The 26,631-nt window shown below is 64.7% G+C and carries 18 protein-coding genes, 1 tRNA gene and 1 pseudogene; 6 read left to right on the forward strand and 14 right to left on the reverse strand.

Features of this window, described 5'->3' with window-relative positions:
* Positions 1-334: 334 nt before the first annotated feature.
* Positions 335-1,369, forward strand: a complete 1,035-nt coding sequence (locus AC0L3A_RS18690; RefSeq protein ID WP_354128224.1) for a cysteine synthase A — start codon at positions 335-337, stop codon at positions 1,367-1,369.
* A gap of 21 nt (positions 1,370-1,390) precedes the next feature.
* On the opposite strand, the gene AC0L3A_RS18695 is transcribed toward AC0L3A_RS18690, so the two are convergent.
* From AC0L3A_RS18695 to AC0L3A_RS18720, 6 genes and pseudogenes are all read right to left on the reverse strand, one after another.
* Positions 1,391-1,924, reverse strand: coding sequence for a DUF805 domain-containing protein (locus AC0L3A_RS18695; protein WP_354128223.1), 534 nt, complete (start codon positions 1,922-1,924; stop codon positions 1,391-1,393).
* A 135-nt stretch (positions 1,925-2,059) separates the two neighbouring features.
* Positions 2,060-4,299 (reverse strand): annotated as a pseudogene (locus tag AC0L3A_RS18700) (tetratricopeptide repeat protein).
* A 100-nt stretch (positions 4,300-4,399) separates the two neighbouring features.
* Positions 4,400-5,137: an amino acid ABC transporter ATP-binding protein gene (locus tag AC0L3A_RS18705; RefSeq protein ID WP_007591212.1), complete on the reverse strand. Its 738-nt coding sequence runs from the start codon at positions 5,135-5,137 to the stop codon at positions 4,400-4,402.
* 11 nt (positions 5,138-5,148) lie between these two features.
* On the reverse strand, positions 5,149-6,669 hold the full coding sequence (locus AC0L3A_RS18710; RefSeq protein WP_354128222.1) for an amino acid ABC transporter permease: 1,521 nt from the start codon (positions 6,667-6,669) through the stop codon (positions 5,149-5,151).
* Complete coding sequence (locus AC0L3A_RS18715; RefSeq protein WP_219680181.1) at positions 6,666-7,871, reverse strand: amino acid ABC transporter permease; 1,206 nt, start codon at positions 7,869-7,871, stop codon at positions 6,666-6,668. Before AC0L3A_RS18715 ends, AC0L3A_RS18710 begins: the two co-directional genes overlap by 4 nt.
* A gap of 25 nt (positions 7,872-7,896) precedes the next feature.
* Positions 7,897-8,913: an amino acid ABC transporter substrate-binding protein gene (locus AC0L3A_RS18720; RefSeq protein ID WP_007591217.1), complete on the reverse strand. Its 1,017-nt coding sequence runs from the start codon at positions 8,911-8,913 to the stop codon at positions 7,897-7,899.
* 395 nt (positions 8,914-9,308) lie between these two features.
* Between AC0L3A_RS18720 and metC the strand changes: the two genes are divergently transcribed.
* Together metC and AC0L3A_RS18730 are read left to right on the forward strand one after the other, a co-directional pair.
* The gene (metC, locus tag AC0L3A_RS18725) at positions 9,309-10,493 is read left to right on the forward strand and encodes a cystathionine beta-lyase (RefSeq protein ID WP_354128221.1); all 1,185 of its coding nucleotides are present in this window, start codon (positions 9,309-9,311) and stop codon (positions 10,491-10,493) included.
* A 156-nt stretch (positions 10,494-10,649) separates the two neighbouring features.
* Positions 10,650-12,341 (forward strand): Na/Pi cotransporter family protein, encoded by a 1,692-nt coding sequence (locus AC0L3A_RS18730; RefSeq protein ID WP_354128220.1) that lies wholly within the window; start codon positions 10,650-10,652, stop codon positions 12,339-12,341.
* Positions 12,342-12,351: 10 nt separating this feature from the next.
* Here the strand turns inward: AC0L3A_RS18730 and AC0L3A_RS18735 are convergent, their stop codons facing one another.
* The 6 genes from AC0L3A_RS18735 to AC0L3A_RS18760 all read right to left on the reverse strand — a co-directional run bounded on the left by AC0L3A_RS18735 (position 12,352) and on the right by AC0L3A_RS18760 (position 23,545).
* Entirely contained in the window at positions 12,352-12,690 is a 339-nt protein-coding gene (locus tag AC0L3A_RS18735; protein ID WP_007591223.1) for a lipid-A-disaccharide synthase N-terminal domain-containing protein, read from the reverse strand.
* Positions 12,687-13,433, reverse strand: a complete 747-nt coding sequence (locus AC0L3A_RS18740) for a glycosyltransferase family 2 protein (protein WP_007591225.1) — start codon at positions 13,431-13,433, stop codon at positions 12,687-12,689. The genes AC0L3A_RS18735 and AC0L3A_RS18740 overlap by 4 nt, the downstream gene beginning before the upstream one ends.
* A gap of 63 nt (positions 13,434-13,496) precedes the next feature.
* Entirely contained in the window at positions 13,497-14,342 is an 846-nt protein-coding gene (locus tag AC0L3A_RS18745; RefSeq protein ID WP_354128219.1) for a phosphatase PAP2 family protein, read from the reverse strand.
* 1 nt (position 14,343) lies between these two features.
* Entirely contained in the window at positions 14,344-16,086 is a 1,743-nt protein-coding gene (locus AC0L3A_RS18750) for an ArnT family glycosyltransferase (RefSeq protein ID WP_007591232.1), read from the reverse strand.
* A gap of 50 nt (positions 16,087-16,136) precedes the next feature.
* Positions 16,137-18,245, reverse strand: coding sequence for a penicillin-binding protein 1C (gene pbpC / locus AC0L3A_RS18755; RefSeq protein WP_354128218.1), 2,109 nt, complete (start codon positions 18,243-18,245; stop codon positions 16,137-16,139).
* A 95-nt stretch (positions 18,246-18,340) separates the two neighbouring features.
* The gene (locus AC0L3A_RS18760) at positions 18,341-23,545 is read right to left on the reverse strand and encodes an alpha-2-macroglobulin family protein (protein WP_473254947.1); all 5,205 of its coding nucleotides are present in this window, start codon (positions 23,543-23,545) and stop codon (positions 18,341-18,343) included.
* A 402-nt stretch (positions 23,546-23,947) separates the two neighbouring features.
* Here AC0L3A_RS18760 and AC0L3A_RS18765 point away from each other — a divergent pair.
* A tRNA-Arg gene (locus AC0L3A_RS18765) sits at positions 23,948-24,024 on the forward strand.
* Between the two features lie 188 nt (positions 24,025-24,212).
* Positions 24,213-24,455: a hypothetical protein gene (locus tag AC0L3A_RS18770; RefSeq protein ID WP_007591272.1), complete on the forward strand. Its 243-nt coding sequence runs from the start codon at positions 24,213-24,215 to the stop codon at positions 24,453-24,455.
* A gap of 61 nt (positions 24,456-24,516) precedes the next feature.
* Here the strand turns inward: AC0L3A_RS18770 and AC0L3A_RS18775 are convergent, their stop codons facing one another.
* Both AC0L3A_RS18775 and AC0L3A_RS18780 read right to left on the reverse strand, forming a co-directional pair.
* Positions 24,517-24,882, reverse strand: a complete 366-nt coding sequence (locus tag AC0L3A_RS18775; RefSeq protein ID WP_007591279.1) for a hypothetical protein — start codon at positions 24,880-24,882, stop codon at positions 24,517-24,519.
* Positions 24,883-24,897: 15 nt separating this feature from the next.
* Positions 24,898-26,181, reverse strand: coding sequence for a hypothetical protein (locus AC0L3A_RS18780; RefSeq protein ID WP_354128217.1), 1,284 nt, complete (start codon positions 26,179-26,181; stop codon positions 24,898-24,900).
* Between the two features lie 150 nt (positions 26,182-26,331).
* Here AC0L3A_RS18780 and AC0L3A_RS18785 point away from each other — a divergent pair, with 150 nt between their 5' ends.
* Positions 26,332-26,559, forward strand: a complete 228-nt coding sequence (locus tag AC0L3A_RS18785; protein ID WP_007591282.1) for a DUF2171 domain-containing protein — start codon at positions 26,332-26,334, stop codon at positions 26,557-26,559.
* The last annotated feature ends 72 nt before the right edge of the window (positions 26,560-26,631 follow it).

The following is a 26,631-nucleotide window of genomic DNA, read 5'->3' on the forward strand; positions in this document are numbered from 1 at the left end:
CCATTGTCGAAACGAATGGGCATTCGTCGTGCAGAGATTTGACCGCCTCCCGCGTACCAGCCGCACTCTTCGAGGGCGATGTCTCAGATCCAATGGCGAAGGTGCGCTGGCGACGACCCTTATCTTCCATGTTTTGGCAGGGACCGGCCAGATCCTCCTACCGATATCCCGCAGCGTAGCACAGCAGCAGCATCGGCGATCTCTCCTCCCAAAAATTCACTGCTTCCGGGCACTTCCGCCGGTTTCGCCGCAGCGCAAAAGCCTTCCCCTTTGACCGCCCAAGCACTAGGTTCTGGCCAACCTGATCAACCCTTTGCCAGTGATTTCCCCTGACATGACCATCAAAAATGACGTTGTCGAAGCCATCGGCAACACCCCGCTGATCAAGCTCAAGCGCGCTTCCGAACTGACCGGCTGCACCATTCTGGGCAAGGCCGAGTTCATGAATCCCGGCCAGTCGGTGAAGGATCGCGCCGGCAAATGGATGATCCTGGAGGCCGAGAAGCGCGGCGAGCTCAAGCCCGGCGGTCTCGTCGTGGAATCGACCGCCGGCAATACCGGCATCGGCCTTGCGGTCGTGGCGAGCGCGCGCGGCTACCGCACGCTGATCGTGATCCCGGAAACGCAGAGCCAGGAGAAGAAGGATTTTCTGAAGCTGTGCGGCGCCGAGCTGCTGGAATCACCGGCACTGCCCTATTCCAATCCGAACAGCTACCAGCATGTCGGCCGCCGTCTTGCCGACGAGCTGCGTAAGACGGAGCCGAACGGCGTGCTGTTCGCCGACCAGTGGAACAACCTCGACAATGCGAAGGCGCATTACGAGTCCACAGGTCCTGAGATCTGGGAGCAGACCGGCGGCAAGGTCGACGGTTTCGTCTGCTCCGTCGGCAGCGGCGGCACGCTGGCCGGCACCAGCCGCTTCCTGAAAGAGAAGAGCAAGGACGTCAGGATCGCCTGCGCCGACCCGCACGGCGCCGGCATGTATGAATATTTCAGAACGGGCGACGCCAAGGCGACGCCGGGCGGCTCGATCACCGAGGGCATCGGCCTCAACCGGGCGACCGCAATCGTCGAGAGCGCAAAGGTCGACGACGCCTATCTCATTCCCGATGCCGAAGCGGTGACGGTGATCTACGAACTCCTCCAGCACGAAGGCCTGTGCCTCGGCGGCTCGACCGGCATCAACATCGCCGGCGCCATCCGCCTCGCAAAGCAGCTCGGACCGGGCAAGACGATCGTCACCGTGCTCTGCGATTCCGGCAGCCGTTACCAGTCAAAGCTGTTCAACGCCGACTTCATGCGCGCCAAGAACCTGCCGGTGCCGGAATGGCTGGAGAAGCGCAGCAACATCAAGCTGCCGTTCGTCTAGAACGTTCCGGAAGCCGGCCGTCTAACTCCAGGTCGGCCGCGACGATCCCTGCGACACCCGCGTGAGGCGCTCGTTCGATAGCGAGGGCTTGATCGCGCGCGTGCGCGGCGGGAGGGGAGCGCCGTAGGAGCCTTCGCTGTCGCCGCTCGGCCAGAACACGAGCGCGAGCATCAGCGCGAGGTTGACGAGCGCGCCGACCGCCGTTGCCTGATGCTCCTGCCCGATCGCCCAGGCCGGAAACCGGCCCGCGACGACATGGTCGACGATCACCAGCGCGAACCAGGCAGGCACCACGCAGACCGGATCCCAGCCGATGTCGCGGATGCGCATCGATTGCAACGTGAAGGTGACAACTCCGAAGAAGACGATCGCAGCGATCATCGCCGAGCTGCTGGTGAGATCTTCAGGCCGGATCGCGCCGGGCGAGGTGTTGCGCAGCACGGCCATTGCGATTGCAAAGCAGATCGCCGTCATCACGATCGCAAGCGCGACCGTGGCGAGGAAGAAATGCAATCGCCCGAGCCGGGCGTTCAAGCCGAAGACGAAACCGAGCATTGGCGTACCCTTTTAGCGCCATATGCCCAGAAATGGCTTTCGGAGCCATGAACCGGCACTATCGCGCGCCGGCGCATGGTTTCCGGACGACTAAGCTGGCCAGCGCAATTCGAGACTTCGCCCCACCCGAGAGGGTCAGGCGCCCTCGCCGCCTTCGGCAGCCGCGGCACAATAGTCGCGCCAGAACTGGCGATAGCCCGCCTCGACCCTGGCCGTGTAGATTTCGACATTGCCGGCGGGGGAGGCTGCGATCCGAGCCGGCAACTCGCTACGCAACTTCGCCAGGTGCGCCGGCTGCGCCGCATATTTGCAGGCGATCGCGGCATAGCCCTCGTCATCCTCGGCGACCCAGTCGTCGAGACCGACAGCAGCCACGATCGAACCGCCGGCACGCGACGAGGCGCCGTTGCCGAGCTTGGCCACGACCGGAACGCCCGCATAGAGCGATTCCCAGGTGCTGACGCCGCCGTTTTGCGGGAACGTGTCGAGCGATATGTCGACGTTTGCAAACGCCCGCAGGTGCTCGTGGCGCGGCGTCGAGCCCAGGCAGATGACATTCTCCTCGGCAACGCCCTGCGCCACGAACCGCGCGATCAGACTATCGCGCAGCATGGGATCGTCGAGCAGCGTATGCTTGATGACGATCTTCGAACCGGTCACCTCGCGCATCACGTTCGACCACACCCGGATGGCCTCGTCCGAGATCTTGTAGATGCGGTTGAACACGCCGAAGGTGACATGGCCGTTGCGGAGCATGGGCGGCTCCGATGCAGGTACATCCAAAATGGGATCGATCGTGATCAGGCACGGCAGGTCGTAGACCTTTTCAGCCAGCAGATGGCGCGCCGATTGCGGAATGAAGATGGGATCCGCGAGCACGTAGTCCATGGTCTGCAGGCCCGTGCCCGTAGCGTGTCCGAAACCCGAGACCTGGATCGGGGCCGGCTTGCGGGCGAAGACGTGGAGCCTGTTGCCGGTGGTGTGCCCGGACACGTCGATCAGGATATCGACCTTGTCCGCCTGGATGCGATCGGCGAGTTCGTCGTCCGAAAGCTGCCAGGCGTCGACCCAGACGTCCGCCGAGGACCTGAATGCGGCGGTCATCTCATCTCTTACCGGCGAGCACGAATAGCAGACGATCTCGAACCTGGCGTGATCATGATGGCGCAGCACCGGTAACAGAGCGAACGCTGCCGAGTGATGCCAAAACTCGGCAGCAACATAGCCAACCACGATCCGCCTGTCGGGATCGAGCTGCCGCGGGGCAAGAGTCCTTCGCGGCAATCTCGAGCCGATCGCGTCCCACCACTGTTTTCGCGCAGCCTGCTGGACCGCAAAATCCGCGTCGGGGAGATAGCCAGCAAGAATATCTTGCGCCCGATCAAGTCCGCATAGTCAGGCGCGATTGCCAGCCCTGCATCGAGATGTTCGAGCGCCGTCGCGATGTCTCCCTGGCTCGCATAGCAGGAAGCCAGGAGCGCAATTCCGATGTCGGACCGCGGATGTTCCTCGAGCAACTTCTTGACGACCGCAATCGCCCCGGCCGTATTGCCCTTGAGAATGTTGACTTGCGCCTTCCCCTGCAAGGCCACTTCGAGCCTCGGTGAAAGCGCCAGCGCCGCATCGAAATCCGCGAGCGCCTGCTCCAGCCGCAACAGATCGAGATTGAGCCGTCCGCGCTGCGCCAGAATCTTCGGCGAATCCGGCTTGATCGCGAGCCCTGCCGCGATCGCCGCGGCCGCCTCTTCGTAGTGCCGGAGCTCGATGCACACCATGCCCTTGCCCGCGATCGCTTCCGCATGACGCGGTTGAAACGCGAGGGCGCGATCGAAACTCTCCTTGGCGCGCTGGAACTGCCCTTCGATCAGCTCCGCCATGCCACGATTGCAGAATGCATCGGCATAGTCCGGCTTCAGCCTGATAGCGCGTTCGTGCAGCTCGATAGCCTACTCGGCGAAGCCCATGTGCAGCAGCGTATTGCCGAGATTGGTCAAGGCGATCGGAGAATTCGGCTTCAGCGCAATGGCTTTCTCCTGGCATGCGCGAGCGTCCTGAAACTTCTGGAGGGTGAAATACACTGCCCCGAGATTGCCATGGGCATCGGGCGAACGTGGATCGAGCACGGTCGCGCGCTCGAGCAATTGTTGCGCCTCATCGAGGCGCCCGCCATCATACGCGCGCAGGCCAAGCAGGTGCGCGGCGTCGAAATGATCCGGAACCTCCGTCAGAATCCGCCGGCAGAGTGTCTCGACCTCTGCGTATCTGCCCTGCCCGAGTGCCTGAACCGCGGCGGACATGAGCGCGTCCGCCTGCTTCCTCAATTTCTTTTGCAATCGCGCGTTCTGGAATGCGCGCGCGCCGGCGCTGCTCTGCAAAGTCTCTCTCCGGAGTATGGCCCGAAAAGAGGCTGGCCGATTCGCATGGTGCCAAGCTGGCGGATCGGTTAGACCAGCGACGCCACCGGATTGCAGGTGCTCAGCGCAGGATCTGGCTCAGGAACAGTTTTGTGCGGGCGTGCTGCGGGGCCGCGAAGAACTCGTTGGGCGTGTTGGCTTCGATGATCTGGCCCGCGTCCATGAACACCACGCGGTTGGCGACCTCGCGGGCAAAGCCCATCTCGTGGGTGACGACCAGCATGGTCATGCCCTCCTCGGCAAGGTCGACCATGGTGTCCAGCACCTCCTTGACCATTTCGGGGTCGAGCGCCGAGGTCGGCTCGTCGAACAGCATCACCTTCGGGTTCATCGTCAGCGCGCGGGCAATCGCAACGCGCTGCTGCTGACCACCGGACATCTGCCCCGGAAACTTGTTGGCCTGGTGCGGGATCTTGACCCGCTCCAGAAACTTCATCGCCGCCGCTTCGGCATCCTTCTTGGGGATGTTGCGCACCCAGATCGGCGCCAGCGTGCAATTGTCCAGCACGGACAGGTGAGGAAACAGGTTGAAGCTCTGGAACACCATGCCGACTTCGCGCCGCACCGCATCGACATGCTTCAGGTTCGGCCCGAGCTCGATGCCGTCAACGACGATCTCGCCTTCCTGAAACTCCTCGAGCGCGTTGATGCAGCGGATCAGCGTCGACTTGCCCGAGCCGGAGGGGCCGCAGATCACGATGCGCTCGCCCTTCTCGACCGCAAGGTCGATGTCGCGCAGCACGTGAAATTCGCCGTACCATTTGTTCAAGCCGGAAATTTTGACGATGGGGTCGGACATGGTGACCTCGATCAGTTGCGGCGGTGAGCGTTGAGGCGGTGCTCGACGAAGAGCGAGTAGCGTGACATTCCAAAGCAGAAGATGAAGTAGATGATCCCGGCGAAGGCGAACCCGGTGAACGCGGTCGACGGCGACGACCATTTCGGATCCGAGAACGACGCCCGCAGCGAGCCCAGCAGATCGAACAGCGCCACGATCGAGACCAGCGACGTGTCCTTGAACAGGGAGATGAAGCTGTTGACGAGGTTCGGAATGACGTGGCGCAGCGCCTGCGGCAGCACGATCAGCGAGGTCGTCTTCCACCAGGACAGCCCCAATGCCGCGGCCGCCTCGCCCTGCCCGCGCGGGATAGCAGCCAGCCCGCCACGGACGTTCTCAGCCTGATAGGCGCCCGTGAACAGCGAAATTCCAATCAGCGCACGCACCAACCCGTCGACTGTGAAATTGCCCGGCAGAAACAGCGGCAGCATGTAGGTGGCGAAGAACAGCACGGTGATCAGCGGCACGCCGCGCCAGAACTCGATGAAGGCGATCGAGAAGATCCGGATCAGCGGAATGGTCGAGCGGCGGCCAAGCGCCAGCGCAATGCCGATCGGCAGCGAGGTGACGATGCCCGTGACGGAGACCACCAGCGTCACCAGAAGTCCGCCCCACAGGTTCGTCTGCACGATCGGCAGTCCGCCGTGATCGAGCCCCATCAGCTTGATCACGATTGCGATGGCGGCGAAGGTGACGACGCTGGACGTCAGGGCCCGCCCCCCCGTGCGGAGGCCGCCGCCGAGAACGAAGGCGATCAGCGAGACGATCGCGGCGGTGATGGCGAAATCGGCCCAGACCGACTGGCCCGTCCCCTGCAGCTGGTCACGCAGCCAGGTCAGCGGAAAGATCAGCCAGTAGATCGCGGTCCCCACGAGCACGATGACATTGCCGACGACCCACAACAGCGGTGCGGCAGAGGATGTCTTGCCGAGACCGAGCAGAGCCTTGCCGGCGCCGATGATGCTGTCGTCGAACAGTTGCAGCAGGTCAGCGGTCCAGCTCAGGCCAAATCCCTTGATGCCGCCGCCATGCAGCAGAAAGAATGCGACCACTGGAAACGCAAAGAAGAACAGGCCTGCGTTCAATCCTTTCGACGGCAGTCGTGGAATGAGCAACGGCACCAACAGGACCACCGACAGGACGAGCGTGAGGTTGACCCGCCAGCGTTCGGCTTCGGGGTAGAAGCCGTAGATCAGTTGCGGCAGCTTGGCCTGGATGTAGGGCCAGCAGGCGCCGACCGTAAAGCCGGCGTTCTCGGCGAGGCAGGCCGTGCGATCCTTACCGGTCCAGACTGCATCGACCATCAGGAATCTGACGGAAGGAATGATGGTGAACCATAGCAGCAAGGCGCCGACGATCGTGAGCAGGATGTTGGTCGGCGAGTTGAACAGGCGCGTCCGCACCAGGCCGACGAAGCCCGTGGTCTTCACCGGCGCGGGACGCTCGTCGAGAAGATCCTGGCGGACGAAGCTGGACGAGGTGATATCGCTCATGCGCCGAGACTCCGGCTGATGCGCCAACCGTAGACGCTCATGACGGCGCTGGTGATCAGCGAGATCAGGAGATAGACGCCCATCGTCATAGCGATGATCTCGATGGCCTGCCCGGTCTGGCTCAGCGACGTGCCAGCGAACACGGAGACAAGGTCAGGATAGCCGATCGCGACGGCCAGCGACGAATTCTTGGTGAGATTGAGGTACTGGTTGGTCAGCGGCGGAACGATGACGCGCATCGCCTGCGGCACGACCACCAGGCGGAGCGTAGTACCGCGGCTCAGGCCCAGCGACGATCCCGCCTCCATCTGCCCGCTGTGGACGGAGAGGATGCCCGCGCGCACGATCTCGGCGATGAAGGCAGCCGTATAGGTCGACAAGGCCAATGTGAGCGCCACGAACTCCGGGATGATCCGCGAGCCGCCGGCGAAATTGAAGCCCTTGAGCTGCGGCAGCTCGAAGCTGAAGGGCAGACCCGCTACCAGAATGGTGACGAGCGGCAGTCCGAACAGCAGGCCCAGCACATAGGGCCAGATCCGGATCATCTGCCCCCGCTGGAACAGCGCCCGGCGCGCGTGGATGCGCAGCACCACCGAAGCCACGATGCCGAGCGCCAGCACCACAAGAAACGCCTCGAAGCCGCTCTCGCCGATCGGCCGGGGAATGACGAGACCGCGATTGCTGACGAAAGCGATGCCGAGCAGCGAAATGCTCTGTCGTGGATTAGGCAAGGCAGCAAGCACCGCCAGGTACCAGAACAGGATCTGGAACAGCACCGGCAGGTTGCGGATGATCTCGACATAGATTTCGCCAATGCGCGCGAGCAACCAGTTGGGTGACAGCCGGCACAGCGCGACAATGAAGCCGATCACGGTGGCAAACACGATGCCCACCACCGAGACCACGAGCGTATTGAGGAGCCCGACCAGGAACACGCGCAGGAACGTGTCCGAGCCGGTATACGAGATCAGCGTCTGATTGACGTCGAAACCGGCGTTGTTCGCGAGGAAGCCGAAGCCGGCCGCAATGTGCTGGTTCTCGAGGTTGGCGCGGGCGTTGGAGACGATTTCATAGGCAATCCAGCCCAGGACCGCAGCGAAGGCAAACTGGACGGCGATGCCGTTCCAGCCTGTCTTGCCCCCCAGGACGCGCCTGATCTTCAGCGCGATCTGGGGCGGGGGTTTGCGGGCCTCGATGCTCATCGCCGCGAGCGCGGGTCAGGCGGGGTCAGCGGATCGGCGGCGCGTATTGGAGACCGCCCTTATTCCAGAGATTGTTGAGTCCCCGATTGATACCAAGCGGCGAGCCTGCGCCGACGTTGCGGTCGAACACTTCGCCGTAATTGCCGACGGCTTTCACGATGCGCACCACCCAATCCTTGCTCAGGCCGAGCTGTTCACCGAAATTGCCGTCGGTGCCGAGGACGCGCTTCAGCTCCGGATTTTCCTGCTTCGCCTTCTCGTCGACGTTCTTCGCGGTCACGCCGAGCTCTTCGGCGGTGATCATGGCAAACAGCGTCCATTTCACGATGTCGAACCACTGGTCGTCGCCGTGGCGCACCATCGGTCCGAGCGGCTCCTTCGAGATGATTTCCGGGAGCACCATGTGATCGCCGGGATTGGCAAGCTTCAGGCGGTTGGCGTAAAGGCCCGACTGGTCGGTGGTGAAGACGTCGCAGCGCCCGGCCTCGTAGGCCTTGACCGTTTCGTCGTTGGTGCCGAACGCGATCACCTCGTACTTCATGTTGTTGGCCTTGAAGTAGTCGGCGAGATTCTGCTCCGTGGTGGTGCCGGTCTGGACGCAGACCGAGGCGCTGTTGAGCTCGAGCGCCGAGTTCACCTTGAGCGACTTCTTCACCATGAAGCCCTGCCCGTCATAATAGGTCACGCCGGTGAAGTTTGCGCCGAGCGAGGTGTCGCGCGAGATGGTCCAGGTGGTGTTGCGCGACAGCACGTCGACTTCGCCGGATTGCAGCGCCGTGAAGCGGTCCTTGGCGGAGAGCGGCACGTACTTGACCTTGGTCGGATCGTTGAAGATCGCCCCGGCGATCGCGCGGCAGACGTCGACATCAAGCCCGGTCCAGTTGCCCTTGTCGTCCGGCGAGGAGAAGCCGGGCAGGCCCTGACTGACGCCGCAGGACAGCATGCCGCGGTCCTTGACGGTCTTGAGCGTTTGCGCCTCGGCGGCTTGGGCCGTCAGGCCGGCGGCGAGGGCGAGAGTGAGAGCCAGGATTACGCGTTTCATGGGCTTGGGGCCTTTCAAAGTCGTCTCAAGGTCAGGAACGTTGTCTTTGCGATCGTCTCTGCCAGGGCTAGCCGTATCAGGACCAGCCCTGCAAGAGTCATGCTGGAAAACCTTGCCGATCACCCGCCGATCCCGGGAGGCCCTACCTTAATCCCCGCCGAAAGGCGCCCGCCGTTACGGCTGTGGCGCGTGGTCCGGTCAGGCGATGGATCGAAGGTCGCGGCAGGCCCCTCAACATGCGGCGACTGAATAGCACCTGCGATAACAGAACGGCTGGCGTGCCGGGTCAAGGGGTTGACGGGACTCTTCTGTGTTCTGTTATTAACGACAGCGGCCTTTCGGCCTGCCCGCGGGCGCAGCGCGCCTGGTGGAAACGCGCTTTTGAAAGCAGACGCATGGATTCCTCACACCCCTCCGAACAGCACGCCGAGACCCGGCTGGTCACCTCCGGCCGCGACACCAAGGCGCAGAAGGGGTTTGTCAATCCTCCGGTGTTCCACGGCTCGACCGTGCTCTATCCGACCGCCGAGGACCTGCACGCCCATCGCGGCGAGTTCACCTATGGTCGCCATGGTTCCCCCACCACCAAGGCGTTCCAGGAGACGCTGATGGCGCTGGAGGGGCCACAATGCGCCGGCGTCGGCATCGTGCCGTCGGGCCTGTCGGCGATCTCCACCACCCTGCTCTCGGTGCTGAAGGCCGGCGACCACATCCTGGTCTGCGACAACGTCTACCGGCCCTCGCGCAATTTCTGCAATGGCATGCTCACCCGCTACGGCATCGAGACCACCTACTTCGATCCGATGATCGGCGCCGGCATCGACAAGCTGTTCAGATCCAACACAAGCGCCGTCCTGGTCGAGGCGCCCGGCTCGCAGTCGTTCGAGATGCCCGACATCCGCGCCATCGCCGATGTCGCACATGCGCGCAGCGCGCTCGTCATCGACGACAACACCTGGGCGACGCCGCTTTATCATCGCTCGCTCGAACAGGGCGTCGACATCAGCATGCAGGCCGCCACCAAATATATCGGCGGCCATTCCGACATCATGTTCGGCACCATCTCGGCCAATGCCAGGGCATGGCCGCAGATCGCCGAAGGCATCCGCCTGCTCGGCGTCTGCGCCGGTCCCGATGACGTCTTCCTGGCGCTGCGCGGCCTGCGTACGCTGTCGGTGCGGCTGGCGCAGCATCATCGCTCCGGCCTCGACATGGCGCGCTGGCTCGCCAACCGGCCAGAGGTCGCGCGCGTGTTGCATCCGGCACTCGAGACCGATCCGGGCCATGCGATCTGGAAGCGCGACTTCACGGGCGCGTCGGGCCTATTCAGCATCGTGCTGAAGCCGGCGCCGCAGAAGGCGGTCGACACAATGCTCAACACGCTCAAGCTGTTCGGCATGGGCTTTTCCTGGGGCGGCTTCGAGAGCCTTGCGATTCCTTTCGACTGCGACGGCTATCGCACGGCGACCAAGTGGGCGCCGGGCGGCCCTACCCTGCGTCTGCACATCGGGCTGGAGAGCACTGACGACCTCAAGGCCGACCTCGATCGCGGCTTCGCTGCCCTCAAAGCGGCAATGTGAGCCTGTTCACAAGGCACTGCGCCTGCGGACGCGCCAACGCGCGCCGCAGGAACGTGTAGCCGCTGCAAACGTTGATGCCCCCTGCGCCAACAAATGGTTTGAACCTCAAGCATTTGGCGCTAGCCTCACCAATCGACTCCAATCCGGACTCGGAGCATGGGAACGTTGGTACTGCTCGATCTGATGGGCGGCGTGGCGCTGTTGCTGTGGGGCCTGCACATGGTCCACAGCGGGATTTTGCGTGCCTTTGGCCCGGACCTGCGACGGCTGCTCGGCAAGGCTCTTGGTAACCGCTTCAACGCGTTTGCTGCCGGTCTCGGGCTGACGGCGCTGCTCCAGAGCAGCACCGCGACTGCGCTGCTCACGAGCTCGTTCGCAGCCGAGGGCCTGCTCAGCCTTGTCACCGCGCTTGCCATCATGCTCGGCGCCAATGTCGGCACGACGTTGATCGTGCAGGTGCTGTCGTTCAACATCGCCGCCGTCGCGCCGGTCCTGTTCGTGCTCGGACTGGTCGCCTTCCGCGTGGGTCCGCGCTCGCGGATCAAGGATGTCGGCCGTGTCTCGATCGGTCTCGGACTGATGCTGCTGTCGCTGCACATCCTGCTCGACACGCTGGCCCCGGCCGAGAACGCACCGGGCGTCCGCGTCATGATGTCCTCCATCACGGGCGATCCCGTTCTGTGCATCCTGATCGCGGCGCTCGTCACCTGGGCGGTGCATTCGAGCGTCGCAAGCGTGCTGCTGATCATGTCACTCGCCTATTCGCAGTTCATCTCGCCTTACGCCGCGCTCGCACTGGTGCTTGGCGCCAATCTCGGCAGCGCCATCAATCCTGTGTTCGAAGGCGCCAGACGCGACGATCCCGCCAGCTATCGCCTGCCGGTGGGCAATCTCGTCAACCGCGTGATCGGGATCGCGCTCGTCCTGCCCTTCCTGGGCCCGATCGCCGAGCACTTCCACGCTTGGCAGCCTGATCTTGCCAGGATGACGGCGGCGTTTCATATCGCCTTCAACGTCGGTACGGCCATGATCTTCATCGGCCTGCTCGATACCATGTCGCGCCTGTTGACCCGGCTCCTGCCCGATCGTGTTCAGGAGGCCGATCCGGCCCGGCCGCGCTATCTCGACGAGACCGCGCTGGAATCGCCGTCGCTGGCGCTGGCCGATGCCGGCCGCGAAGCCCTGCGCATGGGCGATCTCGTGGAAGTCATGCTGCGCAAGGTGATGGCGGCGATGATGAGCGGCGACCGCGCATTGGTCGACCAGGTCTCGAAGATGGACAACATCGTCGACGGCCTCGACGAAGCCATCAAGCTCTACGTGACGAAACTCATGCGCGGCAGCCTCGACGAGAGCGAGGGCCGGCGCGCCATGGAGATCATCTCCTTCGCCATCAATCTGGAACATATCGGCGACATCATCGACAAGAGCCTGAGCGAGCTGGCGACCAAGAAGATCAAGCGCCGCTTCCAGTTCTCGCCCGAGGGCGCCGAGGAGCTCGCCGCCTTCCACAAGCGCACGATGGATTCGCTGCGCATCGCCTTCGGTGTCTTCATGTCGGGCGACGCCAACGAGGCGCGCAAGCTGCTGGTGGAGAAGACGGCGCTGCGCAACACCGAGCTTGCCGCCGTCGAGCGCCACCTCGACCGCCTGCGCGAGGGCCGTCCCGAGACCATCGAAACCACGTCGCTGCATCTCGACGTGCTGCGGGACCTGCGCCGCATCCACTCGCATATCTGCTCGGTCGCCTATCCCGTGCTCGACGCAGCCGGCGAGCCCCATCGCAGGACCGAGACGGGGACCGCTGCCCTGCCCGCAACGGGCGCGGCGTCGGCCTTGCCGCGCTAGTCGCGTCGGATCAGCGCTCCAGCGTCTTTGACGCGCGGCCGCGGTTCTTCACGATCAGCATGATGTTGCGGATATAGATGATGGTCGCCAGCGCCTGGCCGAGGATAATGACGGGCTCGCGCTTGACGACGCCGTAGACCAGCGTCATCAGCCCGCCGCCCATGGAGCAGAACCAGAACGCCATCGGCACCACGCTGTTGCCGGCGCGCTCGCTCGCGATCCACTGCACCAGGAAGCGTGCCGTGAAGAACAGTTGCGCGACGAGGCCGAACGCGAGCCAGAAGTCGAACTTGGCCACGAAGACGTCGTAGAAATAATTGCTCAGCGCCTGACCGTATTGGATGATCATGCCGTCACCTCAGTCACATCCGGCGTCGGCTTCTTGCGGCGGATCAGCCACCACACGCCCCCGAGATCCATGATGCCGATCCACAGCCGGTCGAAGAAACCGTAGTTCGAAACGCCGGAGCGGCGCGGCCGGTCGATCACGTCGACATAGGCGATCTCGTAGCCCTCGCGGCGCACCAGTGCCGGCAGGAAGCGATGCAGCCCGTCGAAATAGGGCATCATCAGGAACACCTCGCGCCGGAACGCCTTCAGGCCGCAGCCGGTATCGCGCGTCCCGTCCTTCAGGATCGCGTTGCGGACGCCGTTGGCGATGCGCGACTGGAATTTCTTGAAGCCGGTATCCTTGCGGCCGACGCGTTGTCCGGCGGCAAGTCCAACCTTGCTTCCGTTCTCGACCGCCGCGATCAGGTCGGGCAGGAAAGCCGGATTGTTCTGGCCGTCGCCGTCGAGCGTCGCCACGATGGCACCGCGTGCCGCACGCACGCCGCTGCGCACGGCCGCGGACTGGCCGCCTGATCTGGCATGGCGCAGCTGGCGCAGATTGTCCCGCTGCTTCATGACCGCGCCGAGCCGTTCGCCGGTCGCGTCGCTCGAACCGTCATTGACGTAGATGATCTCATAGGTCCAGCGGCCGTCGAGCGCTGCGACGATCTCCTCGATCAGCGGCACGATGTTGTCGGCTTCGTTGCGCACGGGAACGACGATGGAAACCGAGGGCTGGAAAACCGAAGGCTGGGACGACAAATCGAAGCTCGTGGTTAGAATTGGCTTGGCTCGGGAACCGGCGGTCCCGGCAGGCAGCCGCTTTTATGGGGCGGATGCCCCGTGGGCAACCCTTTTGAGGCGGCCCGAGACCGCCCCTGCAAGAGGCACAATGGTGCCGTCGGCACGGATGGCAAAGCCGAGCCTGCGGGCCGCGAACCAGTAGCGCACCGCCAAGGCGCCGACCAAGCCGACCAAGGCGCCGGCCACAACGTCACTCGGGTGGTGCGCAAGCAGCACCAGTCGCGTCAGCAGGATCACGATCGCGTAAGTGAACATGAACACGCGCAGGCGCGGCCACAGCGCCGAGACCGCGAACGCCAGCGCGAACGCCGTCACCGCATGCCCCGACGGCAGGCTGGCATAGGCCCCGGTCCCCTCGAACGGGATGAAGTTGAACGGATTGGCCTTGCCGCCGACGAACGGACGTCCCCGACCGATGAGATATTTCAGGATCTCGGCGACGAATACGGGCACGGCAACAGACAGAAACATGAACTGCAGTCGCGTGCCGAGGCCGAGCAGCAACGCGCGGCTGGTGCCGTGCAATCCCGCCGCAACCAGCGCCAGCACCACCAGCAGGCCCCCGAGCACCGAGAGCACATACTCGTCCTTGCCGAAATCGGTGAGGATGCGGATCGGCCACAGGCCGGGCGCGCCACGTGCCGGCATCAGCTGGATCTCGGTCAGGTCGAACACGACCATCAGCGCGATGACCAGGGCTGCACCTGCCGCACTCAGCCACAGCGAATGCCGCGCCAGCTTTCGCGCGGCCTCGGCGCGGCGCGAATGCGAGGGCGTGCGCACGAGCTGTGCCAGGGCGCGCCCCGAGAGCGTGAGCAATTGCGCGGGATAGCTCGCGCGCGGCGCGATGTCGGTTGGTGCCGACATCCTACTCGGTGCCTTCCGAGCGGAAGATCGAGATCGAGATCGCACGCCCTTGCGAGAAATTGTAGCCGTCGATGCGCGTGCCGACCTTATAGCGCAACCCGATCGCCTCGGCGCGCTGCACGAAGCCGCGCTCCGAACGCTGCTCGATCAGCGCGAAACGGCAGCTTCCTTGCCGCAGGAAATCCGCCGCGCCCGAACCGTCGGTGAGCAGCGTCTGCGTACCGGTCAGGAAGACGAGGCTCGGCTCGTGATAGCCGGCCGCGGCCGCCTTCGGGCCGACGCAGGTGACGTTGCGAAGCGCGCGTGCGATCTCGATGCTCGGAAACAGCGGCGTCAGCGACGGCAGCACGATGCCGTAGACTGTTACCGCGAGCATCAGGGCTGCGACCAGCGCGTTGAGCAGCGAGCGCTCGGCGTGATTGTTGTCGTGAAGCCACCAGGCGAACAGGCCGAAGATCAGCGAGGCCGCGATGAACGGCCAGGCCACGAAAGCAGGCTGTCGAGTCAGCATCACCGCGCCGACGACCGCGATGATCGAGCCGCCAACAGGGATCGCGAACCACCAGGCCGAGCCGCGCATCAGCCAGGACCAGGACAGCACGCGCCGCTCGAGCGCGCCCGCGGTGAGGATCGCGATCGCAGGATACAGCGGCAGCACGTAATGGGGCAGCTTGGTCAGCACCACCTCGAACACGATCCAGGATGGGATCAGCCAGGCCAGCAGGAACTGCGCGCCGGGCTCGCGACGCGCGCGCCAGACCGCGGGCGCCGCCATCGCCGCGAGCGGCGCGCCGGGCCAGAACGTGATCCAGAACAGCGCCAGATACAGACCGGGCGGCGCGCCGTGGGATTCCTGCGCGCCCAACTTGCTCAGCATGTCGCCGCCGACGGAATCGGCGAAGAAGGCATCGCCCGCGCGCCAGAAGATCGCGACGAACCAGGGCAGCACCAGCACCAGCATCCACATCAGGCCCCAGAGCGGGCGCAACTTCCATAGCCAGGAGGCGTCGCGGTCCTGGATCGCGAGCGCGACAATGGTCAGGCCCGCGAACATCAGGATCAGCGGGCCCTTGATCAGGATGCCGACAGCGAGCGCGGTCCAGAAGATCGCGGGCCAGCTCCAGGGCGGACGCGTCTCGTCCTCGGCGCGCTGCCACGACAGATAGGCCCGCCCCATCGCGCCCATCGCGGCGACCACGCAGAACAGCAGCATGGCGTCGGTCTTCGCAAGCCGCGCCTCGACCCCGAGCAGCACGGAGGCGCACATCAGAAGTGCTGCAAGCACCGCGGCGCGCCGCGTGACGAAGCCGAGCGCCGTCCAGTAGGTCATGAGCACGGCACCGATCGCGCCGATCAGCGACGGCAGCCGGTAGACCCAGATCCGCAACTCGGCCTTCGGCAGACCGAGCGCCGACGCCGTCTCGACCGCAGCCGATTGCAGCCAGTAGATCCCGACCGGCTTCTTGTAGCGGACGTCCTCCTGGAAACGGATGTCGACATAATCGCCACTCTCGACCATCTGCTTGGTGGCCTGCGCAAAGCGCGCCTCGTCGCGGTCAACCGGCGGAATCGTGAAGAAGCCTGGCAGGAACAGCAGCAGCGCGCACAGCAACAGGAAGCTCACCGCGCGGACGTGGCTGGCGGTGGCGATGTCGAACATGAACACGAGCCGGCTGCCCGGATTCACCGGGGATTTCGGCTCGCGGGGAGCTCCAAAACGGGGTGCTGGGTAGGTTTCAGCCATCGGTTCCGCTTACGCTGAAACCGCCATCGCCACAACCGCTTGAGGCAGGGTCACTGAATTCGAATGACAACTGTGTCCGCGGCGCCAGTGGCATCGATCACGGTGAGCCGCGCAAAGCCCGGACCCGGCGGATCGATCAGCCGCTGACGGCGGCCGTCGATCTCGCCGAGCGCCATTCCGTTAACCATGACAGTCATGGGGAGAACGCCTCCGGCGACCTTGACCGGCATGGCTGCGCCCCCCTCGCCACCTGAGCGATCGACGTCGATCCGCGAACCGTTCAGCGGAAACTGGATGTGCAGAGCCTGCTCGCCCCCGGTCCGCACCAGATCCCCGACCGGGCGGAACCGCCTCAAAGGCAACGGCAGCTTGGCGTTGCTGGCAACGAGAGTTCCTTTCGGTGGCTTCGGCAACGGGAGAAGCGTCTTGCCGGTTCGGGCGAAGGCGTCGAACAGGATCGGCGCGGCGGCGACGCGCCCGATCAGGCCCGGAACCGGCGCGCCGTCGGGCCGGCCGACCCAGACGCCGATGGTCATGCGCCCGTCGAAGCCCATCGACCAGGCGTCGCGGTAGCCGTAGGAGGTGCCGGTCTTGAAGGCGATGCGGTTGTGAGCCGCGTTCTCCGGCGGCGGGGTGCCGAGCAGCACATTGCCGACTTGCCAGGCCGCGACCTGATCGAGCAGTCGCAGCGGCTCGCGCACGTCCCTGTCGCTCATGATCTCGCGCAGCGGCTTGGTGGTGCCGAGCCGGGCGAAGCCCGCATAGAGCTGGGCGAGGTCCTGCAGCGTCACACCGACGCCGCCAAGGCCCATGGCAAGTCCCGGCGCCTCGTCTTTGGGCAGCACCAGATTGCCGCCCGCCTGATGCAGCCGCGAGGCCAGCCGGCTCGCGCCGACGCGGTCGAGCAGGACGATCGCGGGCACGTTCAGCGACAGCTGCAGCGCCTTCTTCACCGGCACGGTGCCCTGGAACGTCATGTCGAAATTTTCCGGCGCGTAGGAGCCGAAGCGCACGGGCCGATCGTCGATCAGACTGTCGGGGTGAACAAAACCGTCCTCGAAAGCGAGCCCATAGATGAACGGCTTCAGCGTCGAGCCCGGCGAGCGGACCGCGCGGGTCATGTCGACCTGCCCTGCCCGGCGCTCGTCGAAATAATCCGCCGAGCCGACGCGTGCGAGCACGTCGCCGCTCTCATTGTCGACGACGATGATGCCGACCGAGATGTTCGGTCCCAGCGCAATGGCACGGTCGCGCGCCAGCGGCTCAAGCACCTTTTGCAGGTTGGCATCCAGCGTCAGCTTGATGACGGGCGCGTCCTTGACCGTCGCAAGCGCCGCATCGGAGGCATGCGGCGCCAGGATCGGCATTGGCCTGCGCAGCTTCGGCACGGGAACGGCCTTGGCCTGCTTGGCATCGTCGAGGCTGATCTGTTGCTCCTCGACCATGCGGTCGAGCACGCGGTCACGCGCTTTGCGCGCCGCATCGGGATAGCGATCGAGCCTACGGGTCTCCGGCGATTGCGGCAGCGCGACCAACAATGCGGCTTCAGCCAGCGACAACCGCTTCGGCTCCTTGCCGAGATAGGCGATCGAGGCGGCGCGAATGCCTTCGAGATTGCCGCCGTAGGGCGCGAGCGCGAGATAGAGGTCGAGGATCTGCTGCTTGCTCAAGCTGCGCTCGATCTCGATCGCACGCACCATCTGCCGCAGCTTTGCATGGAGCGAGCGCTGCCGCCGCGGCTCCATCAGCCGCGCCAACTGCATCGAGATGGTCGAGCCGCCCGAGACGATGTGGCCGCGGGTCGCAAGCTGAAACGCAGCGCGCCCTAGTGCCAGCGGGTCGATACCGTCATGCGCGTAAAAGCGCTGGTCCTCATAGGCGAGCAGCAGCTTCAGATAGGTCGGATCGACGTTCGTATTTGTCTCAACCGGCAGTCGCCAGCGCCCGTCCGCCATCGCATAGGCGCGCAGCAGCTTGCCGTTGCGATCGACAATGGTGGTGGAAACTTGGCGGGCTTCGTCGAAAGGCAGCGGACCGAGGGCGTAGACCCAGGCGACGAAACCGACGATGGTGGGAATGAGCGAGAATGCCAGCGCGGAGAGGACATGCAGGTCCAAGCTCCGCGCTCCGTCATGGCCGGGCTCGTCCCGGCCATCCACGTCCTTGCCCCTCGCACAAAAGTCCGTGGATGCCCGGGACAAGCCCGGGCATGACGGCGGAGCATGTGGCTCCTTGTCGCTCATCCCCTCACCACTCACTTCGCCGCCCGCACCTCGACGGTGCCCGTCCCGGTGCGGCCGTAGCGCGAGGGATTGTACATGTCCTCGACATAGGCCTGCGGCAGCACGTATTTGCCGGGCGAGACCACACGGACGACATAGGCCACCGTGAAGACCGCCTTGGAATCCGAGGCCCGGTCGACGGCCGCCGTGAAGCGGTCGTCGCGGAACTCGGTATCCTTGGGCTCCTGGCCGTCCTCGATCCAGCCCAGCGTGCCGCTGTCGCCCGACGACACCAGTTTCGGATTGTCGATCTCGAGGCCGGCCGAAAGATAATCGGACACCATGATGTGGCCGTACTCGGGCTTGGCCTCGGTGATCTTCAGCACCACGGCGAAGCGGTCGTTCTGCTTCACCTTGCTGATATCGGCGGGCTTGCCGTCGAGCGTGAAGAAACTGCGCTCGATCTTGAAGCCGTTCGATGCCGCGGGCTCCGGCGTCACCGGCGAACCCGACACAGAGACCACGGCCTGCACCGGCGCATCGCCGGTGTTGGTGATCTTCAGCGGCTTGCCCTCCAGGGTCGCCGCCTTGTAGCTGCGGTACAGCGCGGTCTTGACCGGCTGGCCGTCGACCTCCATCGACAGGTTCTCCTTGGCGAGCGCGCGTGCCGCCAGCACCAGCCACGCATTCTCCTGCGTGGAGGTATAGGGCGTCAGCCCGCGGGCAGTCTCGACCCTCGACACCGCCTGCGTCAGCGTCGCCTTCGGGGCATTGCCTTCGCTGGCAAGCGACACCAGCGCTGCGGCATCGCGAAGCTGCGAGCCGTAGTCGGTGCGGCCGAACTCCAGCACGGGTTTTGGCGCGAGACTGTCGAGCGCGGCACCGTAAACGCGCTCCGCGCGGTTGCGGTCACCGACCAGCGCGAGTGCCGCGGCGAGCTGCGATTTCGCGATGGGAGTTGCGAGGTTGCTTAGCTTGGTGTCGGCGAGATAGCGGAGGTCGCCGATTGGCGCCGCGCCGTTGCGCGCGAGCACATAGAGGCCGTAAGCGAGATCGCGGCCGCCGTCCTTCTCCGGCTCGTTGCCGTTGACGACCGAGTTGCGGATACGATCCAGCGCGGTCTTGAACAGCACATCCGGGACCACAAAGCCCTTTTCGCGGGCGCGGGTCAGGAAGTCGGTCACGTACGCGTCGAGCCACGCATCGTCGCCGCCCGCCGACCACAGTCCGAACGAGCCATTGGAGCCCTGGCGGGCCAAAAGCCGCTCGATCGCGTCGCGGATGCGCTGGTCGACTTCGGTGTCCATGGCGAGATGCGCGCCGGCCGCGAGATCGTTGACATAGAGCAACGGCATCGCACGGCTCGTGATCTGCTCCGAGCAGCCATAGAGATAGCGGTCGAGCGCTTTCAGGATCGTCGCCGCATCGAGCGCGGTCGACAGGCTCGCCGAGACCGAGACGCTGCCGGTGCCCGGCACGAGGTCGGCGAACATATCAGACGTCAGCGTCAGGCTCTCGCCCTTCGCCAGCGTCCGGATCGAGCGCCGCGCCAGCACCTGCGTCGCCGCCTTGACGTCGAGCGCATAGTGGCGCGCGAGTGCAAGCCCGTTCGGCCCCTTGATGTCGACGTCGAGCGTCGCCTGCCCCGCCGCCGTCGCGTCGATGGCGAGCGAGAAGGAGTTCCGCTGCTTGGCGGCGAGCTTCACCGTGGTTGCGGGATTGCCGGTCATCTTCACCGGTCCGCCCGTCTTCACGTTGATGACGTAATCGCCGGCCTGCCCTTCAACATTGTCGATCTCGAGATTGACCGTGCCGTGGTCGCCGTTGAGCAGGAAGCGCGGCAGGGTCGTGGTCAGCACGACAGGATCGCGGATCACCACGTCCGTGTTGGCGCGACCGAGCTTGGTCGCGGTCCACGCCACCGCCATGACGCGCGCGGTGCCGGCGAACTCCGGAATGTCGAAGCTGATTTCCGCGGTGCCGTCAGCGGCAACCGTGACGATGCCCGAATAGAGCGCGAGCGGCTTCTGCGCAGGCGGCGAGCCCTGCAATTCGGCCGCGCCGGCGTCACCGCCGGACTTAATCTGACCGCGCGTGCCCGACATGCCGTCGATCAGTTGCCCATAGAGATCGCGGATCTCCGCGCTGAGGCGGCGCTGGCCGAGATAATAGTCGTCCGGCGCCGGCGGTTTGTAATTGGTGAGGTTGAGGATGCCGACGTCGACCGCGGCGATGACGATCTTGGCGTCCTCGCCCGGATTGAGCCCGTCGAGCTTGAGGGGGATCTTCAGCAACCCATTCGGCCGGATCAGCGCCGGCGGGGTCAGCTTCACCTGGAGCGTGCGGGTCTGTTTGTCGATACCGAACCATTTGAGTCCGATCGCCCGGCCTGGCATGCGTTGCGCGGCCGCATCGAGCGGACGGCGCAGCGTCGCCACCACATAGGCGCCAGTGCCCCAGTCCTTGCCGACCGGGAGCTTCACCTGGGCGGTGCCTTCCTTGACGTCGATGGTCTGCGTCGTCAGCAGGCGATCGCCGAGCACGTTGACCGTCAGCTTGCCGGCGCTGCGGACGTTGACCGACACGGTCATCATGTCGCCCGAGGCGTATTGCGGCTTGTCGATCGAGGTCTCCAGGAGGTCCGGCGTGTCGGCGCTGCCGTCGGAATACCAGCCGACGTCGAACTGTACGGAGGTCACGGGCCCGTCGGCATCGTTCGACTTCACGTCCAACCGGTAGCGGCCGGGCTTTGGGGTCAGCGAAATCCGCGACGGCTTGTCCGCGGCGACGGTCACGTCGCCGTCAGAGACGCGCGAGGTCGATTTGACCGGCTCGTACTCCCAGTAATTGCTCTGGCGATACCATTGGTAGCGCGACTCCATCTTCAGGAGCTCGTAGCGCAGGCCGTCGCGGCGTAGCCTCTCGCCCTCGGGCGAGACGAACACGATGTCGAACTCGGCCTTGTCGCCTTCGGCCACGTTCTTGTCGCCGAATAGCGGCTTGATGCCGATCATGGCGGCAGCAGGCGCGACCGGCAGCACGATCTTGCGTTCGACGGCGCGGCCGCCGGTCTCCACCATGCGAACGAAGATCTGCGCCTCCTGCGGCCGCGTCGAGGCCGGCTGCTTGTCGAGCGTGACCGGGAAGGTCGCAACGCCGTTGGCGTCAGCTTCCGGCAGGTTTTCCAGCGGCGTGCGCTCGTTCGAGGTGGTCTCCTCATCGGCGACGCCGAACTGGTAACCGGCGAAGCCCGGCCGCTCGGACGCAGGCGCGACCAGCATGTCGCCTTCGAGCGCCAGCCCCGAGGCCGGCGCGCCGTAGAGGAAATGACCGTCCGCCTTAAGCTCCACTGGAGCGTTAGCTTTGATCAGCTTGTCCTTGGAAGACAAGTCGAATTCGATCCGATCAGGGACGTAGTCCTCGACCATGAAAGTGGTCTCGCCGACCGAAGAGCCCTTCGGATCGGTGAAGGCGCGCACCCGCCAGGTCCCGGTCGGGACGGCCGAGTTGAGCGGCACGGACAAGGTGCGCCCGCCGGCGCCCTGGTCGGACAGCACGGCGCGGCGATATTCGACGCCGTCGGGACGCTCGATCACCAGGGTCATCGGCCCGCCGGTAACGGCGTTGCCCTGCCCGTCCCGCAACAGCGCGGTGAGATAGACGGTCTCGCTGGAGCGGTAGACGCCGCGCTCGGCATAGACGAAGGCGTCGGCGCCCACAGGCACGGCCCTGCCCGAAACTCCGCGGTCCGACAGGTCGAAGGCAGAGGATTTGAGGCTGAGGAAAGCATAGTCGGCCTTCTCACCGGTCACGGTGAGCATCGCCGGCGACAGGCCGCCCTCGCCGCGCGCAAGCCCCGCCTCGAACAGCAAATGGCCGCTCTCATCGGTCTTGCGGGTGGCCAGGATCTCGTTGTTGCGCGCGACCAGTCGCACCTCGGCTTTGCCGACGGGATCGGTCGAGGCCAGCGAATTCACGAAGACATGGATGCCGTCATTGCCGGAATAGGCCGTGACGCCGAGATCGGAGACGATGAACCATTGGGTGGCGAGCTGGTAGTCGTCGTCCGAGCCCGGCCCCTTGGCTGCGGCCGTCATCACATAGACGCCGGGCTGGAGCTCGCCCAGCGCCTGGTCGACCGGGAACGCCGTGGTGACGTCCTGGTTGAGCGTCATCGCGGTCGCGAGCTCGCCGGTCCAGACTTTGACGCCGCGCTCGCCACCGAGATCGCTGAGCTGATATTTCGACAGAGTCTTCTGGAAATCGCTGTCGACCACCGTGTTGATCAGATTGCGGTCGCCGATCCGGAACACGTTGATGTTGACGGCTGGCGTGTTGACGCTGACGACGGGAATGCCGCGCTGGCCCGTCCTCGGCAGCACATAGGCGCGGCTGGTGAAGCGCACGAAGGGCTTGCGGTCGCGCACATATACGTTGAACTCGGCCGATTTCGGCAGGCCTTCCTTCACGGTGGACGGCAGGCCGGCGCGCAGATTGATGTTGTAGCGCTCGCCGTGCTTGAGCCCATCGACGCAGAGCTGCTTGCCCTCGGCCGACAAAGCCGGCTTGTCCTGGCCCGCCAGCGCGAGGTACGGCGCGAAATCGGTGCGTTTTGCCAGCTCCTCCGAGAACTGGAAGCAGGCGCGCGGACTGGCGGAGTCCGAGTCCACGGTGTAGTCGAGCAACCGAAACCCGTGCTCGTCGCGCATCTTCTCGTACTGGCCCCGGACGTCGGCGACCTCGCGCATGTCGAGCGACAGCCGCAGTGCATCAAGCGCCGGCCGCCACAGCTTGCGTTCGGACAGCGACTTGCCGAGCACCGCGAGCGAATCGGCCTCCTCGCCCGCATTGCCGGCGCGCTGGTAGGCGATGTAGGCGGCAGTCGAGGCGCGCTCCAGCAGAAACGTCTGCTCGCTCGAGCTCTTGGGCGTGATCTGGAAGATGACTTTCGCCAGGCGCAGCCAGTTGCCGGCGTCCTCCGGCGTGGTCGCCGCGATCTGGCCGAGCACCGACAGGCCGGTGCGATAGTCGTTGCGCCGGAAGGCAGCATCGGCGTCGGTGCGTAAGCTCGCGCCGCTCTTGGCGACCGGCCCCGCCTCGCTCTTGATCTGCGCCTCCAGTTTGATCGCGGAATCGGCGAGGTCGTCCCGCTTGAAGGCTTTGTCGGCGGCCTGCGCTACGCTAAGGCCGAACGCCAGCGTGGCGCAGAGTGTGACGGCGCGAACAAGACCGATCATGGATGGACTCCCGGAAATCGCGGACGAACGCCGCTTGTCGCATGAAATGCGCGGAAAGGTGACCGACTCAAGGCGATGGAACCAAAGGTGCAAACCGTCGCATTCGCCATGACAAGGCACGCCCAGAGGAGACCGATCAAGCTACCGCCGCGCACGCCGTCCTGATGGCGCAGCAATACCCGATCAGTCGTCCGGCGGCCGTGTCCCGGAAGCTGGCCAGCGTTCCCGGCGATGTGATCCATCGTCCAGTCCGCTGCCGCTCAACCCGGCACCCTGACACCCCACCGTTCCGCTTTGTCGCGGCTTCGAGGAAAACGGTTCGGTTCAGGCTTGGCGAAAGACGATATTTTTCATAATGGCATGGTAGATGAACAGCCGGCCCCAACCAGGGCGGCTCAAGACGGTCCCGTAGCTCAACTGGATAGAGCATCAGATTTCTACTCTGAGGGTTGCAGGTTCGATTCCTGCCGGGATCGCCATATTCAGTCTCATCGTCCGGCGCACGCTGACTCGATACACCGGCGTTCACTGTTAGCCCGGTCTACGGCGCGCACCTGCAGAATCCGCTGCCCTTCACGAACGCGTGGGTCGCCTCCCTCCGGGCTTTGATCCGGGCAAACGAACCCTATGTATCCGCCGAGCGACTTGCGCCCCGATAAGGACTTTGATGCCACTATCCGACTTGACGAGAATGGCGATCGCATCTGCGGTGGCGGTTGTGGCAATATCGTTCCTGGCAGTTGACGCGGGAGTCGTGAACTCCGGGGTGATCACAAAGCCCATCGCGACGGCGCGGGCCTCCATCGCGGACGCGGCGGCGAGTCAGCACCAACTCGCCTTCGCCGTTCAAGCCTGGGCACGTCGCGGCCACCAGAAGCCGGCCGTGGAAGAATGCCTGGCGATCGATTGAAACAGCGCAGTTGTCGCCGCTCTCGTCTCGCGGATATATCCGCAAGTAACAATCATGTCTGTTACAGGCCATTATTCCCCCGAATGAAGATCGTCCAAATCCAGCCGAACAGTGCGCTCAAGGCGGCGACCGATGCGGCGATTGCCGCGGTCCGAGTCCACCAGATCTGCCGCTCGTGCCGTTCGATATCCGCCTCGGATTTTTGATTATCTTTCCAGTTCAGCCATTCCTGGGCGAACCCGATCGTCATGACGGGCGCGGTTCCGATCGCAATCGCTCCTGCGGATGCCGCGTCGGTCTGGGCTAGGCGCGCTCGGACGTTGGCTGCACCCGTCTTTTCAAGCACCGCAAGCCATTGCTGGGACTGTTCGTCTGAAACATGCCACGTGCATTCCCTGTAAGGAAACGCTGTCGGTCGCTCTGTCATGGCCTTGCACCGCACTCACTCTTCAGTATCGCCGTGATGTCGCGCCCACCATCCGGCGATCGCCGCCGCAAGATTCTTCCACAACTCGGTCGGCAGATCCGGCACCGCCACCCGGACGCTGTACCGATCCGTAGTCGCGTCGTGAAACCACTCGGTCGCCGCGAAATCGAAACCAAAGCTGCCGGCGTGGCGGATGGGGAAGCCTTCGCCGCCGAGGTCGCGGCTCATGTCCTCGGCCGCCTGCCGCGCGGTCGCCTCATCGAGGGAGCGCCTGCCGCGAAGCGTGACATAGAGGCCGTGGGTGAAATGCAGCTCGGCCGAGAGCGAACCGAGCTCGGCGGCGAAATATCGCGCCGTGTGGCGACCGTTGCGCAGGATCGCCGCGACGCGTTTTTTCGTCAGGGCCCAATAGCCCGCTGAGCCCACGAATGGCGGGAAGTGTGCCGGCAACGCCGCGCCACCGAGAAGCCGGACGGCATTGCCGGTTTCCGCCGCCAGGCTCTCGGACAGCAGCTGGCCTGCATTCAGGTCTTTCCGGCTCCAATGCACGAATACGGCAGAGCCGAGCCGGCCGTATTCCACCCCGAGCGAATCCAGCTTGTTGTGGCTTCGCACCAACACGACCGGAATGTCCAATCGCGCGGCCCATCTCAGAACGCGCCGGATGCGCCCCGATCTGCCGGCGAAACATGTCGTGTCGAAAATCAACAGGTCGAGCCCCGAACCGTCGCAACGCAAAGCCGCTTCGAACGCCGCGGCAGGGGCGCATGAATCCAGCAGGAGAAACCGTGGCAAGGCTGCCGCAGCGAACGCTTCGCCCAGCGGGAGTCTGGCGGTGACAAGCCGCAAATGGGGGACGAGGCTCTCGATCAGCTCCAGTGTCTCGCCGTAGGTGCCCGGCAGCACCACGACGTCTGCCTTGCCGATGATTCGTGCGGACGCGAGCAGCAGCGCGGAGATCGCGGCCATGCCGGATGCGGTATAGATCGCCTCGCTCCCGCAGCTCCGCTCGAGTTCGTAGAACGAGGGACCACGCACCTTGAGGTCCGCGCGCTGATAATCGTAGCTGAACACGAACGGACCGCTGCTGGGAGACGCCGCGTGCGACCAGGCGGTCTCCGTCGCCTTCCAGTCCTGGAGCGCATGCTCCGCGCGCAGCGCGGCAGCGAGCTGAAACTTGGAGACCACGACCTCGTCGACCGATTGCGGCCGAGCCAAATGCAGCGGGCTCCTCAGGCAATCGTTCAGCAGCCTGATTTCCCTGTGCTTTCGTTCGAGATAGGCCTCGGAGGTCTCCATGCGGATCTTGATGAGGGTCTTGATGCGGATCTTGGCAATTGCGACTGCCTTTCAACGTTCGGCGAACGCATTGGCTCCAACAGTCGGCCCCCCGCTCGTCCTTGCAACGAAGACCGATCCTCGCCGTTGACACTGCACAAGGAGAACATCATGAGCGAGATCAGAGAGCACATGAAGATCGTCGGCAAGGACGGCGCACATGTCGGCACCGTCGACCGCGTCGAGGGCAACCGTATCAAGCTGACACGGAAGGACAGCCCGGAAGGTCACAAGGACCATCATCATTACATCGACACGAAATATGTCGGTGCCGTCGAAGGCGATGTCGTCAAGCTTTCGGTCAATGCCGACGCGGTGCCGAAGTCGGAAGCAGCCTGAGCCAGCAAGTCCCCTCGGGGACTTTTTGTTTGTTCACGGTCCTGCTCCGCTTCGTTCTCCGAAACGAAACGC

The organism is Bradyrhizobium sp. MI1.3, from assembly GCF_055811695.1.

What these genes read in the sequence shown, in the direction of transcription:
- AC0L3A_RS18690 (WP_354128224.1), top strand. Translation starts at nt 335, where the DNA reads ATGACCATCAAAAATGACGTTGTCGAAGCCATCGGCAACACCCCGCTG.
- AC0L3A_RS18695 (WP_354128223.1), bottom strand. Translation starts at nt 1,924, where the DNA reads ATGCTCGGTTTCGTCTTCGGCTTGAACGCCCGGCTCGGGCGATTGCAT.
- AC0L3A_RS18705 (WP_007591212.1), bottom strand. Translation starts at nt 5,137, where the DNA reads ATGTCCGACCCCATCGTCAAAATTTCCGGCTTGAACAAATGGTACGGC.
- AC0L3A_RS18710 (WP_354128222.1), bottom strand. Translation starts at nt 6,669, where the DNA reads ATGAGCGATATCACCTCGTCCAGCTTCGTCCGCCAGGATCTTCTCGAC.
- AC0L3A_RS18715 (WP_219680181.1), bottom strand. Translation starts at nt 7,871, where the DNA reads ATGAGCATCGAGGCCCGCAAACCCCCGCCCCAGATCGCGCTGAAGATC.
- AC0L3A_RS18720 (WP_007591217.1), bottom strand. Translation starts at nt 8,913, where the DNA reads ATGAAACGCGTAATCCTGGCTCTCACTCTCGCCCTCGCCGCCGGCCTG.
- metC (WP_354128221.1), top strand. Translation starts at nt 9,309, where the DNA reads ATGGATTCCTCACACCCCTCCGAACAGCACGCCGAGACCCGGCTGGTC.
- AC0L3A_RS18730 (WP_354128220.1), top strand. Translation starts at nt 10,650, where the DNA reads ATGGGAACGTTGGTACTGCTCGATCTGATGGGCGGCGTGGCGCTGTTG.
- AC0L3A_RS18735 (WP_007591223.1), bottom strand. Translation starts at nt 12,690, where the DNA reads ATGATCATCCAATACGGTCAGGCGCTGAGCAATTATTTCTACGACGTC.
- AC0L3A_RS18745 (WP_354128219.1), bottom strand. Translation starts at nt 14,342, where the DNA reads ATGTCGGCACCAACCGACATCGCGCCGCGCGCGAGCTATCCCGCGCAA.
- AC0L3A_RS18750 (WP_007591232.1), bottom strand. Translation starts at nt 16,086, where the DNA reads ATGGCTGAAACCTACCCAGCACCCCGTTTTGGAGCTCCCCGCGAGCCG.
- AC0L3A_RS18760 (WP_473254947.1), bottom strand. Translation starts at nt 23,545, where the DNA reads ATGATCGGTCTTGTTCGCGCCGTCACACTCTGCGCCACGCTGGCGTTC.
- AC0L3A_RS18770 (WP_007591272.1), top strand. Translation starts at nt 24,213, where the DNA reads ATGCCACTATCCGACTTGACGAGAATGGCGATCGCATCTGCGGTGGCG.
- AC0L3A_RS18775 (WP_007591279.1), bottom strand. Translation starts at nt 24,882, where the DNA reads ATGACAGAGCGACCGACAGCGTTTCCTTACAGGGAATGCACGTGGCAT.
- AC0L3A_RS18780 (WP_354128217.1), bottom strand. Translation starts at nt 26,181, where the DNA reads ATGGAGACCTCCGAGGCCTATCTCGAACGAAAGCACAGGGAAATCAGG.
- AC0L3A_RS18785 (WP_007591282.1), top strand. Translation starts at nt 26,332, where the DNA reads ATGAGCGAGATCAGAGAGCACATGAAGATCGTCGGCAAGGACGGCGCA.